Source organism: Xylanimonas allomyrinae (assembly GCF_004135345.1).
GTDB lineage: Bacteria > Actinomycetota > Actinomycetes > Actinomycetales > Cellulomonadaceae > Xylanimonas > Xylanimonas allomyrinae.
On sequence record NZ_CP035495.1, the window covers coordinates 2,911,602 to 2,924,224 of the forward strand.

14 protein-coding genes, 2 pseudogenes and 1 riboswitch are annotated in these 12,623 nt (G+C 73.2%); of the genes and pseudogenes, 11 read left to right on the forward strand and 5 right to left on the reverse strand.

The window, feature by feature from the left end:
• The first annotated feature begins 37 nt into the window (after positions 1-37).
• A complete protein-coding gene (locus ET495_RS13175) occupies positions 38-676 on the forward strand; it encodes a DUF4190 domain-containing protein (RefSeq protein ID WP_129205176.1) in 639 nt (212 codons plus the stop codon).
• 176 nt (positions 677-852) lie between these two features.
• Here ET495_RS13175 and ET495_RS18890 read toward each other — a convergent pair whose 3' ends face one another.
• Entirely contained in the window at positions 853-1,875 is a 1,023-nt protein-coding gene (locus tag ET495_RS18890) for a DUF4190 domain-containing protein (RefSeq protein WP_245993073.1), read from the reverse strand.
• A gap of 409 nt (positions 1,876-2,284) precedes the next feature.
• Here ET495_RS18890 and ET495_RS13185 point away from each other — a divergent pair, with 409 nt between their 5' ends.
• The 4 genes and pseudogenes from ET495_RS13185 (at position 2,285) to ET495_RS13200 (ending at position 4,528) form a co-directional block, all read left to right on the forward strand.
• Positions 2,285-2,650 carry a hypothetical protein gene (locus ET495_RS13185; RefSeq protein WP_129205177.1) on the forward strand — a complete coding sequence of 122 codons (366 nt, stop codon included), beginning with the start codon at positions 2,285-2,287 and terminating at the stop codon, positions 2,648-2,650.
• A 50-nt stretch (positions 2,651-2,700) separates the two neighbouring features.
• A pseudogene (locus ET495_RS18895) lies at positions 2,701-2,834 on the forward strand (VOC family protein); the annotation flags it as partial.
• A gap of 564 nt (positions 2,835-3,398) precedes the next feature.
• Positions 3,399-3,920: a low molecular weight protein-tyrosine-phosphatase gene (locus ET495_RS13195; RefSeq protein ID WP_129205178.1), complete on the forward strand. Its 522-nt coding sequence runs from the start codon at positions 3,399-3,401 to the stop codon at positions 3,918-3,920.
• Positions 3,921-3,997: 77 nt separating this feature from the next.
• Positions 3,998-4,528, forward strand: a complete 531-nt coding sequence (locus tag ET495_RS13200) for a GNAT family N-acetyltransferase (protein ID WP_129205179.1) — start codon at positions 3,998-4,000, stop codon at positions 4,526-4,528.
• Positions 4,529-4,546: 18 nt separating this feature from the next.
• Here the strand turns inward: ET495_RS13200 and ET495_RS13205 are convergent, their stop codons facing one another.
• The 3 genes from ET495_RS13205 to ET495_RS13215 form a co-directional block, all read right to left on the reverse strand.
• Positions 4,547-5,617 (reverse strand): alpha/beta hydrolase, encoded by a 1,071-nt coding sequence (locus ET495_RS13205; protein ID WP_342770111.1) that lies wholly within the window; start codon positions 5,615-5,617, stop codon positions 4,547-4,549.
• Positions 5,618-5,723: 106 nt separating this feature from the next.
• Entirely contained in the window at positions 5,724-6,530 is an 807-nt protein-coding gene (locus ET495_RS13210) for a Nif3-like dinuclear metal center hexameric protein (protein ID WP_129205181.1), read from the reverse strand.
• Positions 6,531-6,561: 31 nt separating this feature from the next.
• The gene (locus ET495_RS13215) at positions 6,562-6,858 is read right to left on the reverse strand and encodes a hypothetical protein (RefSeq protein ID WP_129205182.1); all 297 of its coding nucleotides are present in this window, start codon (positions 6,856-6,858) and stop codon (positions 6,562-6,564) included.
• 167 nt (positions 6,859-7,025) lie between these two features.
• Between ET495_RS13215 and ET495_RS13220 the strand changes: the two genes are divergently transcribed.
• The 4 genes from ET495_RS13220 to ET495_RS13235 all read left to right on the forward strand — a co-directional run bounded on the left by ET495_RS13220 (position 7,026) and on the right by ET495_RS13235 (position 10,989).
• A complete protein-coding gene (locus ET495_RS13220) occupies positions 7,026-8,204 on the forward strand; it encodes a pyridoxal phosphate-dependent aminotransferase (protein WP_129205183.1) in 1,179 nt (392 codons plus the stop codon).
• Positions 8,205-8,286: 82 nt separating this feature from the next.
• Positions 8,287-9,324 carry an endonuclease/exonuclease/phosphatase family protein gene (locus tag ET495_RS13225; protein ID WP_129205184.1) on the forward strand — a complete coding sequence of 346 codons (1,038 nt, stop codon included), beginning with the start codon at positions 8,287-8,289 and terminating at the stop codon, positions 9,322-9,324.
• A gap of 57 nt (positions 9,325-9,381) precedes the next feature.
• A complete protein-coding gene (locus tag ET495_RS13230) occupies positions 9,382-10,500 on the forward strand; it encodes a phosphate ABC transporter substrate-binding protein PstS (RefSeq protein WP_129205185.1) in 1,119 nt (372 codons plus the stop codon).
• An 18-nt stretch (positions 10,501-10,518) separates the two neighbouring features.
• Positions 10,519-10,989: a DUF6328 family protein gene (locus ET495_RS13235; RefSeq protein ID WP_129205186.1), complete on the forward strand. Its 471-nt coding sequence runs from the start codon at positions 10,519-10,521 to the stop codon at positions 10,987-10,989.
• Between the two features lie 24 nt (positions 10,990-11,013).
• Here the strand turns inward: ET495_RS13235 and ET495_RS13240 are convergent, their stop codons facing one another.
• Positions 11,014-11,316, reverse strand: a complete 303-nt coding sequence (locus ET495_RS13240; RefSeq protein ID WP_129205187.1) for a CBU_0592 family membrane protein — start codon at positions 11,314-11,316, stop codon at positions 11,014-11,016.
• Between the two features lie 166 nt (positions 11,317-11,482).
• On the opposite strand from ET495_RS13240, the pseudogene ET495_RS18900 reads away from it, so the two are divergent.
• Both ET495_RS18900 and ET495_RS13245 read left to right on the forward strand, forming a co-directional pair.
• A pseudogene (locus tag ET495_RS18900) lies at positions 11,483-11,605 on the forward strand (helix-turn-helix domain-containing protein); the annotation flags it as partial.
• 68 nt (positions 11,606-11,673) lie between these two features.
• A complete protein-coding gene (locus tag ET495_RS13245) occupies positions 11,674-12,390 on the forward strand; it encodes a LysR substrate-binding domain-containing protein (protein WP_245993074.1) in 717 nt (238 codons plus the stop codon).
• A 90-nt stretch (positions 12,391-12,480) separates the two neighbouring features.
• Positions 12,481-12,588: riboswitch (glycine riboswitch) on the forward strand.
• Positions 12,589-12,623: the final 35 nt, after the last annotated feature.

Below are 12,623 nucleotides of genomic sequence, written 5' to 3' on the forward strand. Positions count from 1 at the left end.
TCCGTATCAGCCCGGTCCGTACAGGCAGCAGCCTTCTGTGGCCGAGGACCCGGGCAAGACGCTCGGGCTGGTCGGGCTCATCGGAGCGTTCGTCGTCCCGATCGGCGGCCTGATCTGCTCGATCATCGGCCGCAGCAAGTCCAAGAAGGCTGGCTTCGACAACAAGCTGGCGCTGTGGGGCATCATCATCTCCGCCGTTTCTCTTGCTGCCACGCTCGTGCTGAGTGTGCTGGTGATCGTCGGCACGATCGCGAACGTCAACGCTGAGGTTGACAAGGCCGAGGAAGCCTTCAAGAACTCGGAGCAGTCGTTCGATGACGGCAGCAAGGCCGATGCACCCTGGTCCAGCGAGAGCGAGGACTCCGCTGAGGACCCCGGTTTGGACAGCGGTGGCTCGGGTATCGGCGATGATGAATATGATGACAGTTATACCGTCACCGATAGCGACATCGACGCTTTCATCGAAGGGCTGACACCCGAACAGCGGAAGGTGTTCGAGGACCAGGGAGTCGATCTTGATGACCCGGCCACTCGTGAACGCATGAAGAAGAATCTTCAAAGAATCGCCGACGACACGCGTGAGCGCCTCAAGGACATGCCAGACACGGACGGTGACGGTTTGCCGGACAGTCCCTACGGCTTGGACCCGTTCGGGCTGGACGATGACGGCTACTGAGCCTCAATGAGCCTTGTGCCACCAGTCGCGTACCGAAGGCAAGGGGGAGCCAGGTGCGCTCCACGGGGTGTGGTCGCTGCCCTGCCAGCACATGCGACCGAGGGCCTGGCGGTCCTGGCGGACCCGGTGTGGCGACCGGGAGCGTGAAGGGAGAGCGGCGACCGCTCGTCGCGCGCTCAGGGGTCGCATCGCGCGTAACCGTTGGTCCGACCCCCGCAGGTGTCACCGAAGCGCTCGTAGTCGCTGTGCCACGTGGAGGAGAAGTACAGGTCGTCGCAGGCGCCCATGTCGCCCGCCTGGCACTGGTCCCACAAGGTGTCCAGGCGAGGGTTGTCGCCGTAGGTGTACCCCGGCTCGGCGCTCGGCTGCGTCGTGGCGAGCGCCACGAAGACGATGCCGACGATGGTTCCGACGAGGCCCAGCACGATGCCTGTGACCGCCATCCCGCGCCCACGCCGTAGTGCGTCCCGAGTGCGGCGAACGCCCACGAACCCGAGCACGGCCGCGACGGGGCCCAGGCCGAGGAGGCCCGTGACGAGTGACGCGACGGACCAACCGTCGGTCGGGCGCCGCGCCGGTGGGTTGCCGCCTGGCGCCGAACGCCAGGGATCGGCCGGGAACTGGAGCGCCGGCGCGACGACCGCGTGTTGGGTGACGCGCCAACGCTCCCATCGGGCCTGGAACGCGTCGACCACTGCGACCGGTCCCCCGCGCACCGCGTTCAGCGAGATCCCTACGGGCGCCCCACCCATGATCCGGGCGTTCGTGCGCGCCGTCCGTCGCGCCCACGGACCCATCCGGGCGAGCAGCGCATCCCGGTCGACGACTCGGACGAGCAGGGTGGGCTGACCACAGGTGTTGACAACTCTGACGTCGGCCACGTCACACCATGAGACCCTGCCCGCCGCGCCGAACGAGGAGCGGTCCTCGAACCCTTCGCCGTCGATCGTCAGGCCAGCCGCTGGGTGAACCGCGAGGATGAGCCAGCCGATGCTGGCCGCCCCGAAGAAGAGTGCGGCGACTGCGCCCACGACGCCCAGCACGACGCGGGCTGGGACCGACACGTCGCCCCACAGAGCCAGGGCCACGAACACCAACCCGGCCGTCGCCATCAGGGGGCCTGCCAGCAGGCCGAGTGCGACCGCTCGGACCCGCCGCAGCGGGAACCTGTCCACCCCCACGATCTGAGGCGTGCTCACGCGCAGGAGACTGCGTCGATGGGACTGCCACACGAACTGGTCGCGATGGTCTTCAGGCGGCGAGTGCGACCCGAGCGGTGCTGCTGAGCTCGAAGTCGCCGCCCACCAGCCGCCCTCGGAACGGTAGTCGGCATCGTTCGCCAAGCAGCCTTGGGATGGGGTCTGGGCACGACGACGATCGTGCCAGCAGCACGTCACGGCGCCTGCACGCTGGGCGTCACCTGCTCGTGCTGCAGTCCTGTTCGCCGATGCCGAGTGGGAACGCCGACCGGGGATCACGCCGGGACTCTCGTGTTCGGACGCGCCGGGACCGGCATGCCGGGCGCCGTGACGGATCGGACTGCGCACCGACCCTCGAGGCGTCGGTCTTCGAGCGGTCACGCGAAACCGCGAAACGTAGGCTGGCAGGGTGAGGATGTTCAAGCTTCCGACGGCCGCTCTCGATCGCTTCGAGAGCGATGGCACGGCCATGGAGTTCCTTCCCGCCGCCGTGGACGCGGCGGAGACGCGCATCTCGATCGCGAGGGTCGCCGCCGGCGGAACGATCGGGCGGCATCCGGCCACGCTCACACAGGCGTTCGCCGTGATCGACGGCGCAGGAGTCGTAGCGGCCGAGGACGATGTGATGCACGCTGTGGCCAGCGGCGTCGTCGTCGTGTGGGAGAAGGGCGAGATCCATCAGACCTGGGCGACGACGCCGATGCTTGCCGTCGTCGTCGAGACGTCGGGGAGCTTCGAGCTCACGTCGGATCATGTGGAGCTCGGCGAGGCGTAGGGCACGTTCCGTCCGCCCGGGGAGCAGGTTTCGGTGGACTCGTGCTCGGCGCGGAGCTCGCGCGCCTGCTGGCTCTCGGGGCGCGGCCGATGTCGGCCAGACGGGCGAGGAGTCCTGGCACGTGCCGGCCGACCCTGAGGGCAACGAGTTCTGCCCGCTGCGGCAGCGTTTCGCGCCACTCTGACAGGGCTCGGACGCCGGGCCCGCGGAGACACAGGAGAGCCCGCGGGCCGGGGCGGGTGCCCCTGCCGCGCTGGACGAGTGCGCGGCGCCCGCGGACTCCGGTGGTCGCGTGGTTGTCGCCACCAGGTCCCTGTCACCGCCGGCCCTGACGGGTGCCGGCGGAGGAAAGATCAGGACGCGCTAGCGCGCGACCACCTCATCGGTCCGAAGAGACTTCATCTGCTCGGATCACCTCCCTTCTTGATGTGAGGCAGACGCTACGCCCGCCCGGCCGCGCGGTCCACGGTTTTGCCCGCAGGGCGAACCGTCCGGGTGGCCGCGAACCGCGCTCCGTCACGGGGCGCCGTCCGAGGGGACGTGCCGTGCTCGCGGGGCGGTGCGCGGCGGCGTCGTCGGCGTGGTGGTGCGCGATGCGACACGCCCGGTCGTGTCCGGGCTCGCGATGGTCAGGGCGGCGCCGACGGGCGTGGTCAGCCCGCTGGGCGGCCCCTGCGCTCACCGGCGAGGACGTGGGGAAGCGACGCGCGGTCCCCGGCTGGGCGCCCCGTGCGAGAGGATGCAGCACATGAGCGAGCCGTACCGGGTGATGACTGTGTGTACCGGCAACATCTGCCGGTCCCCCATGGCGGAGGTCGTGCTGCGGGAGGCGTTCGCGGCCGAGGGCCTGGACGGAAGGGTGTCCGTGGACTCCTCGGGCGTCAGCGCGGAGGAGGAGGGAAACCCTGTCGACCGCCGCGCGCAGCGTGTGCTGGCCGCCCACGGGTACCCCGTCGGGGACGACCACCGCGCGCACCGCGTGACCTCCGACGAGGTCGCGTGCCGCGACCTGCTGCTGCCCATGACGGCACACCACGCGCGGGCGCTGCGTCGGCTCGTGCCCGACGACGGCGCGGCCCGCTGCGAGATCCGCCTGTTCCGGTCCTTTGACCCCGAGGCCCCCGAGCTGCGTGCTGGGGTCGGCGAGGACGTGCTCGACGTCGACGACCCCTGGTACGGCGGTGCGGAGGCGTTCGAGGTGACGTTGCGGGAGCTGGAGGCGGCGACGCCGGGGATCGTCGCGTACGTCAAGGAACGCCTCGGTAGCTGAGGCGCCGACCGGGGCCCCGGCCGAGGGGCCGATGCCGAGGCGGCGCCGATGCCGTCGTGAGCGAGAGGATGCCGCACATGGAGACCGTGCGGCGGGCGCGCGCCGACGAGTGGGAGGCCACGCGGGCGATCCGTCTCGCCTCCCTCCAGGACCCGCTGGCGCACCAGGCGTTCCTCGAGAGCTATGCGGCCGCCGCGGCGCGGCCCGACGAGTTCTGGCGGCGGCGTGCCGCCGCGTCGGCCACCGGAGGCGCCGTCGCGCACTACGTCGTGGTCGACGGTGCCGAACGGTGGGTCGGTTCGGTGACCGGGCTGGTCGAGGATGCGGGATCGACCGACTTCGAAGGCCGTGCCGTGCGGCAGCGGCAGGTCCACATCGTCGGGGTCTGGCTGCACCCGGACCACCGCGGGCGAGGGCTGATCCAGCGCGCGATCGACGCCGTCGTCGGCTGGGGGCGTGCACATGGCGCCGAACGCGCGCGGCTGTACGTCCACGCGGACAACGCTCGGGCGCGCGCCGCGTATGCCAAAGCGGGGTTCGTGGCGTCGGGTGCGGTGTTCGAGGGGTCGATCGGGCGCGAGGAGGAACTCGTCCGCGAGCTGCGCTGACTGCTCGGCGCCGACCGCTCAGCCGAACAGGCGGCGCCACCAGGGACGCCGTTCCACGGGGGCCGGCGGCGGCGCGATGTAGCCGCGGAACCAGCGGGCCGTCTCGCGCCACACCGCCTCGCGGACCTCGCGCGCCGACAGGGTGACGTCGTGCAGCGCGCCGTCGATCCGCACGAGCGTCACCACCGAGCCGAGCTGCGGCACGCGGCGGGCCACGCCGGGCACGTCGAGCACTGAGTCGGTGCGCTTCATCTCCTCGTGCCAGCGGACGGGCGGCGTCGATCGCGCCGAGAGCAGCACGAGGATCGGCACGTCGATGCTCAGGCCGTGGGCGACGCTCTCGTGCCCGTCGAAGACGGCGGCGAGCCACGCCGGGGTGGCCCGCCACCCCGCGTCGGGGCGCCACGCCGGGTCGTAGTCCCACTCGCCCTCGTACCGGCGGGAGATCGTGCGGACGTAGAAGCCTTGGTCGACGTTGACGAGGTGGCTGCGCGGCGCGACGGCGGCCTGTGCGCGCACGGGGCCCTCGAGCACCCGGCGGCCCAGGTAGCGCGTCTGGAACTCCAGCCACGGGCTGTTGAGCACGAGGCCGTCGGCACGGCCCGGGTGGCGGTGGGCCCACAGGGCGAGTGTGAGCCCGCCCGTGGAGTGGCCCATGAGCAGCAGCTTGCGGGGGGTCTCGCCCAGCACCGCGAGCGCGGCGTCGATCTCCTCGTCGTAGACCGCGAGGTCGTCGGTGTACCCGGGCGTCTGGTGCGGCAGGAGGCTGCGGCCGTACTTGCGCAGGTCCAGGGCGTGGAAGCGCACGCCCAGCCCCTCCCAGAAGTCGGCGAGGTGCGCCTGGAAGAAGTAGTCGATCCAGCCGTGGACGTACAGCAGGTCGACGCCCGCGTCGGTGTGCGCGGGGTCCGTGGTGCGCGCTCGGCGCACGAGGGTCGCGACGACGTCGCCCTCGTCGTCGGGCGCGAGCGGGAGGGTGAGCCGCTCGAATCCGGGCAGGACGTCGGGCTCCCAGGAGCCTGCGCCGGTTGCTGGTCCCGGCGGGGCCTGGCGTTCCTGGGGCTGCCGGCCCGTGGACACGTCGCTCACGCCCCGACCGTAGGACGACATGCCGGTGTGTGCGCTGCGGCGGTCGCGGTCCCGGTGTCGGGACGACGCCGTCGCGCGCACGGCCCCGTGCCTGCGGCGTGCGGCCTCATAGGGTGCGGAACGTGTCCGGCGTCTCGACGAACGTCACCGGGACCGCGATGCCGGCCTGCTCGAGCACCCCCGGCAGCCAGTGTGCGACGGCGCGCATCCCGGCCTGCTCGCTGGGCACGTGCCCGACGACGACGACGCCTCGCGCGATGCCCGCCGCGACCGCATCGACGGCGTACTCCCCCGTCTCCCACTCGTGGGCCTCGCCGAGCACCGCGACGTCGACGTCGTCGCGGCGCAGCAGGGCACGGTTGCGGGTGGCGCCGCGGAAGCCGAGGTCGAGGCCCACCCGGCGCACGCGCGCGGCGGGGTCGCCCGTGAAGCGCAGCGCCGTCGCGCCGAGCCGGCGAGCGACGTGACGGGCGAGGTCGCCGAGCGTCGTCTCGTCGATGGTGGCGATCGCGGCGCCCGCGGCCGGGTCGAGGGTCCAGCCGAGCGCGTCGGCGGTGGCGGCGTCGACGCCGTCGGGGCGCTGGTCGTGCCACTGGTCGTGCAGGTGCCAGACGACGAGGCCCCGCTCGCGTACCAAGGCGCGCTTGGCGTTGTACACGGGGTCGTCCTCGGACTCGAGGGCGGCGCGGGCGTCGTCGGCGTGCGCGAAGTAGAGCGGCTCGTGCGTGATGACCAGGGTGGCCCCGGCGTCGTCGGCGCGGCGCAGGACGTCGAGCGTGGCCATCGTGGTGACCGCGATCCCGGCGACCTCCCGGTCGGGGTCGCCGTCGAGGAACGTGTCGACGGTGGTCGGCCGGACAGGGGCCGGGATGGCGGTGCGGATGGCGGCGACGACGTCGGCGGCGGTGGTCACGACGTACACCGTACGGCGCGGTGCGGCGCGACTACTCCTGGGCGTCGGTGCTCACGGGGCGGGACGGGCTGCGGTAGGTGCCGAGCACGCCACCGGCCACCAGAAACGCACACCAGGGGACCCACCACCAGCGGGGTCCACCGCCGGCAGCGAGCGCGGTCAGGCCCCCGACGATCACGAGGCACAGCCCCGCGTCGAGCCAGCGACCGGACCGCGGCCCACCCCAGGGGAGAAGGGTGACGCGTGCGCCCCGCAGGACCCAGACGGTGCGGCGCGCTCCCCAGAGAGTCACGACGCATGCCGAGCCCAGCGCGATCACGTGGTTCATTCCGCTCCCTTCGTCTGGTGCCGAGGTCGTACCGTAGCCGCGCCCGGCCGTGCGGCGGGAGGCCGGTACGCCAAGAGCGATCAGACGCACGGGCCACGCCTGCGACTCCCCTGCCGCGGGGCGACCTGCGGTTCTCGGGACTGGCGGATCTCGGCCAGGATGGGTTCATGAAGGTCTCGCGCCGGTCCCACGTCCCCCCGTTCGCGGTCATGGAGATCCTGGCCGCCGCCAACGCGCGGCGGGCCGCGGGGCGCGACGTGCTCAACCTGTGCGCGGGCGAACCGTCCACGGGTGCCTCCGACGTCGTGCGCGAGAGGGCGATCGACCTGCTGCGCTCGGGCGACCTCGGGTACACCGAGGCCCTGGGCGTGCCCGCGCTGCGCGAGGCGATCGCGGGCCACTACCGGCGCTGGTACGACGTCGAGGTCGACCCGGCGCGCATCGCCGTGACGACCGGATCGAGCGGCGGGTTCGTGCTCGCCTTCCTCGCCGCGTTCGACGTCGGGGACCGCGTCGCGCTCGCGCGGCCCGGATACCCGGCGTACAAGAACATCCTCGCGGCGCTCGGGTGCGAGGTCGTCGAGCTCGACTGCGGGCCCGAGACGCGCTACCAGCCCACCGTCTCGCAGCTCATGGGGGCGTACTACGACGGCGGGCTCGACGGCGTGCTCGTCGCGAGCCCCGCGAACCCGACCGGGACGATGATCGCCCCCGCCGAGCTCGACGCCGTCGCGCGCTGGTGCGCGGACCACGAGGTGCGGCTCATCAGCGACGAGATCTACCACGGCATCGCCTACGGCGGCGGCGAGAGTGACGTACAACAAGCGACAGCGGCTCTGTACATGGACCGGGGCGCCGTCGTCGTGAACTCGTTCTCCAAGTACTGGGCGATGACGGGGTGGCGGCTCGGCTGGCTGGTGCTGCCCGAGGAGCTCGTCGCGCCCGTCGGAGCGCTCGCCGGGAATGTCGCCCTCTCGCCGCCCGCGCTCGCCCAGCACGCGGGCATCGCGGCGTTCAGCACCGAGGGGTACGCGGCCGCGGCCGCCAACGTCGAACGGTACGCGACCTCGCGTGCCGCGCTGCTCGAGCGCGCGCACGAGCTCGGCTGGGAGCCCGTCGCACCGGCGGACGGGGCGTTCTACCTCTACGGCAACATCGCCGCCACGGGCCTGGACTCGGTCACCTACTGCGCGCGCCTGCTCGAGGAGGCCGACGTCGCGATCACCCCGGGCACCGACTTCGACGGCGTCGCCGGCCACGAGTGGGTACGCCTGTCGTTCGCCGCGTCCCCCGAGACGGTGACCCGCGCCGCCGACCGCATCGCCGCGTGGCAGCGCACGCTGTAGCCGCCGCGGCCCGGCGCGTCACGCGACCGGCACCGGGCGCGGTGCGGTCGCAGGCGGGTGCCGTCCCGGTCAGCATGGGGCGATGAGCGTGCGACTCGTGACCTTCAACGTGCAGCACGGGACACGGCCCGACGGGACCGTCGACCCCGCGCTGCTCGCCCGGGCCGTCGCAGGGCTGGGCGGCGACGTCGTCGCGCTGCAGGAGGTCGACCGCGGCCAGCAGCGGTCCGGCGAGGCCGACCTGGCACGCATGGTCGCCGACGCCGTCGGAGCGAGCGAGTACCGCTTCGTGCCCACCGTCGCCGGCACCGTCGACCCGCGGCGAGCCATGCCCGGGGAGGCGCCGAAGGACCCGGCGGCCGTGCTCGCCCCCGCCGTCGCATCGCGCGGGCGTGCCCGCTGGGCCGCGTCCGCGCGGGTGCTCCGCTCCCCCGCCGGCCGGGCCGCCGTGCGCGCGTACCTGGGCACCTGGCGGTCGCGGCGCCGCGCGCGCGGCGACGAGCCCGACGCCGTCCCCGGCTACGGCATCGCCCTGGTCTCGCGCCTGCCCGTGCGTGAGTGGTGGCACGTGCGGCTCCCGCTCGGCTCGCCATGGCCCTTCGGGCGCCTCCAGCTCGGCCGCGACGAGCCGCGCGCGGCGCTCGCCGCCGTCGTCGAGACGCCCGGCGGGCCGCTGACCGTCGTGACCACGCACCTGACGACCGGGCGGCGGTGGAACCGGAGGCAGCTGCGGTGGCTGGTGCGCCGCCTGCGCACGGCGCCGCGGCCCCTCGTGCTGCTCGGCGACTTCAACATCCGGGGCGACGAGCCGGCGGCCCGCACCGGGTGGCACGAGCTCGTCCACGTACCGACGTACCCGCGGCACCGGCCCTTCCTGCGGATCGACCACGTGCTCGCCGACGGCATCGCCGCGCCCGACGGCGTCGCCGCGCCCGATGCGCGAGAGCCTGGCCCCGTCGATCCTGGCCCCGTCGATCCGGAAGGCGTCGATCCCGACCGCGTCGAGCCCGCGGCCCGGTACGCCGTCCGTGCCCTCGGCCCGGCGCGCGCGGTCGACGCCGGGATCAGCGACCACTGTGCCGTCGTGGTCGACCTCGAGGTGGTCCGGGCCCGGCGGTGAGCGGTTCGCCCTGGCGGGTGTGACGCCGAGGCCGACGACGACTAGGGTCGGGCGGTCGTGAGCCGTCTGCACTCCCGCGCCGCGCGCGCGGCCGTCGTCCTTGCCCTGACGATCCCGCCGCTTGCGGCGTGCACCGTACCGGGCGCCGCGGCGCCCGGCACGGCAGAGACGCCCGGGCCCGCCGCGATCTCCGGCACGTTCCGCGGCGTCGGGGCGTCGTCCCAGGAGAGGGCGATGGCTGCCTGGACGGCAGGGTTCGCCGGGGAGCACGACGGCGTCACGGTGGCGTTCGACCCGGCCGGGTCGGGCAAGGGGCGGGCGGAGTTCCTGGCGGGAACCGCCGACTTCGGTGCGACCGACGTGCCCTTGACCGATGAGGAGATGGACGCGTCCGCCGCCGTGTGCGCGGGAGGCAACGCCGTCGACCTGCCGGTGTACATCAGCCCGATCGTCGTCGCGTTCGACGTTCCGGGCGTCGAGGAGCTGCGCCTGTCGCCGGGGACCATCGCCGGCCTGTTCACGGGCGAGATCGAGTCGTGGGACGACGCCGCGATCGCTGCGGACAACCCGGGCGTCGCCCTGCCCGACCTCGCGGTCATCCCGGTGCACCGCTCGGACTCGTCGGGCACCACGGAGAACTTCACCGACTACCTGCATGCCACCGCGCCCGCGGACTGGCCCCACGAGCCCGCGTCGTCGTGGCCCCTGCCGGACGGGTCGTCGGCCGAGGGCACGAGCGGCGTCGTCGGCGTCGTCAAGGGCACGCCGGGAGCCGTCACCTACGCCGACGCCTCGCAGGCGGGAGGCCTGGGGGCGGCGTCGATCCTCGTCGGCGACCAGTGGGTCGCATCGAGCGCCGAGGGCGCGGCCGGTGCGGCCGGCCTGTCACCGCGCAACCCGGTGCGGTACGAGGACGACCTGTCCTACCGCCTCGACCGCACGACGACGAACCCGAACGCGTACCCGCTCGTCCTGGTGTCGTACCTGCTGGTGTGCTCGCGCTACGAGGACGAGGCGACGGGCCGGTTCGTGAAGGCGTTCGTCGGCCATGTCGCCTCGGACGCCGGGCAGGACGCCGCCGCGGCCGCGGCGGGCAGCGCTCCGCTGACGCCCGCGCAGCGCGAGTGGCTGCGCAAGGCGGCAGAGCGTGTCTTCCTCGTCCCCGGTGGGCCCTGACCGGACTACCGTCGGTTCATGGACGTCCTCGACGGCCGTGACGAGACGCCGGAACAGCGGTCCGACCGGAACTGGAACGAGCTGCTCCAGGAGCTGCGCGTCATGCAGACGGGCGTGCAGATCCTCACCGGGTTCTTGCTGACGCTGCCGTTCCAGCCGCGGTTCGTGGCGCTGACCGGGGCCCAGCGTCACGCGTATCTGGTGCTCGTGGGGCTCGCGGCGCTCACGACGGGCCTGGCGGTCGCTCCTGTGGCGATGCACCGCGTGCTGTTCCGACGGCACCTCAAGCGCCAGCTGGTGATGGCGGCCGACCGGATGACGCGCGCGGCGTTGTTCCTGCTGGCCCTGGTCGTGACCGGGGTGGTCGCGCTGGTGTTCGACGTCGTCGTCGGCCGCGGTGCCGGGGTGGCGGCCGGTGCGGCAGCGCTGGTGCTGCTGGTGGGGCTGTGGGCGGTGCTGCCCGAGGTGGTCCGGGCCCGGCGGCGGTGAGGTGGGGCCGGCTGGGGCGCCGGGTCAGGCGGCCAGGTCGAGTGCTGCCTGCGACGTGCGGGCCTGGGCTCGGGCGGCGGCGCGCTTGCGCCAGATGACCACCGTGGAGTGCGTACCGATGGCGATCCAGGCGAAGTTGGCGGCGGCCGAGGGCCAGACGCCGTTGACGGCGGCGACCAGGAGCATCGCGGTCGCGGCGCACAGGTTGGTGAGCTGGAAGGCGAACGAGCCTGCGCCCCAGCGTCCCCGGCTGACCATGCCGTAGGCCAGGATGCCCGCGACTGCCCCGACCCAGCCGAAGACGGTGGTGATGGCGATCAGCGACATGGCGGGCTCCGGGCGCGGCTCGGGCGGGCCGGTGCCCGCGGGGAGGAGGTTGTGGTCGCCCGGCGCTGCCCGTGGTGGGCTCGGCGCCGCGCGCGCCTCCTATGCTCCCGCGTCCGAGACTTCAGCGCAACCGAACAATTGTGGACCAGCCATGTAGTATTACTACATGGCCACCGACCCGCGCCGTCTCGCGTTCCTCTTGGCAGTTCATCGTGCCGGAGGGGTGCTCGCTGCCGCCGACCTGTTGCGCGTCACGCCCTCTGCCGTGTCGCAGCAGATCGCACGGCTCGAGGCCGAGGAAGGCTTCGCCGTGCTCGACCGCGGCCCACGCGGCGTCACGCTGACCCCGCCGGCCGTGTGCTGGCCGAGGCCGCCGAGCGCATCGAGGCCGAGCTCGTCGAGGCTCGCCAGGCGATCGTGGCGCTCGGCGACGGCGTCTCGGGGCGCGTCGCGATCGGTGCGTTCCAGACGGCGATTCGCGCCGTCATCGCGCCCGCTCTCGCTCCGCTCGCCGAGCGGTACCCCGGTGTGCAGCCCGACGTGCGCGAGGCCGAGCCGGCCGAGGCCGTGCGCAAGCTGCGCGCGGGCGACCTCGACCTCGTCGTGCTCGAACGAGACTCCGAGATGAACAACCCGGCCCCCAAGGGCTCGCGTGACGTCATGCTTCTCGACGAGCCGTGGCGTCTCGTCATCCCGACCCTCATGGCGCCGCCCGAGCACATCGGTGACCTCGCCCGCCTGACGTTCGTCGCCTCCGAAGCCGGCACCGCCGCCGACCGTGCGCTCCAGCGCGTGGCCCGCTCGCTCGGGACGACGATCGCCACCGTTCACTCCACGTACGACTTCGACACCACGCTCGCGCTCGTGGCCGCAGGTCAGGGCGTCGCTCTGCTGCCGGCGCTCGCGCTCGACGGCATCGCGGGCAACGACGGGCTGCGCGTCGTGCGCCTGCCCGGGCTCGGTGAGCGGCAGCTCTTCGTGCGGCACCGCGCGACCCGCCACGAGCCGGGCCCGGCCGTGCGCGCCGTCCTCGAGATCATGATCGAGGTCGCCTCCCGGCTCCAGCTCGCGTGAGCGTGCGCGTGCGCGTGCGCGTGAGGCACTTCACGCGCACGCGCCACGCCTGAGTAGGATCGGCGGAGCACGACACGCACGAACGCCGATCGAATCGCGACGGGAGAGCTCGTCGGACGGTCCCCCGGGAACGGCCGACGGCGCCGAAGGAGCAAACCCTCCCCGGGAATCTCTCAGGCCCCGTACCGTCGCGACGAGGCAACTCTGGAAAGCGGTCCTCGCGCGGCCCCGGC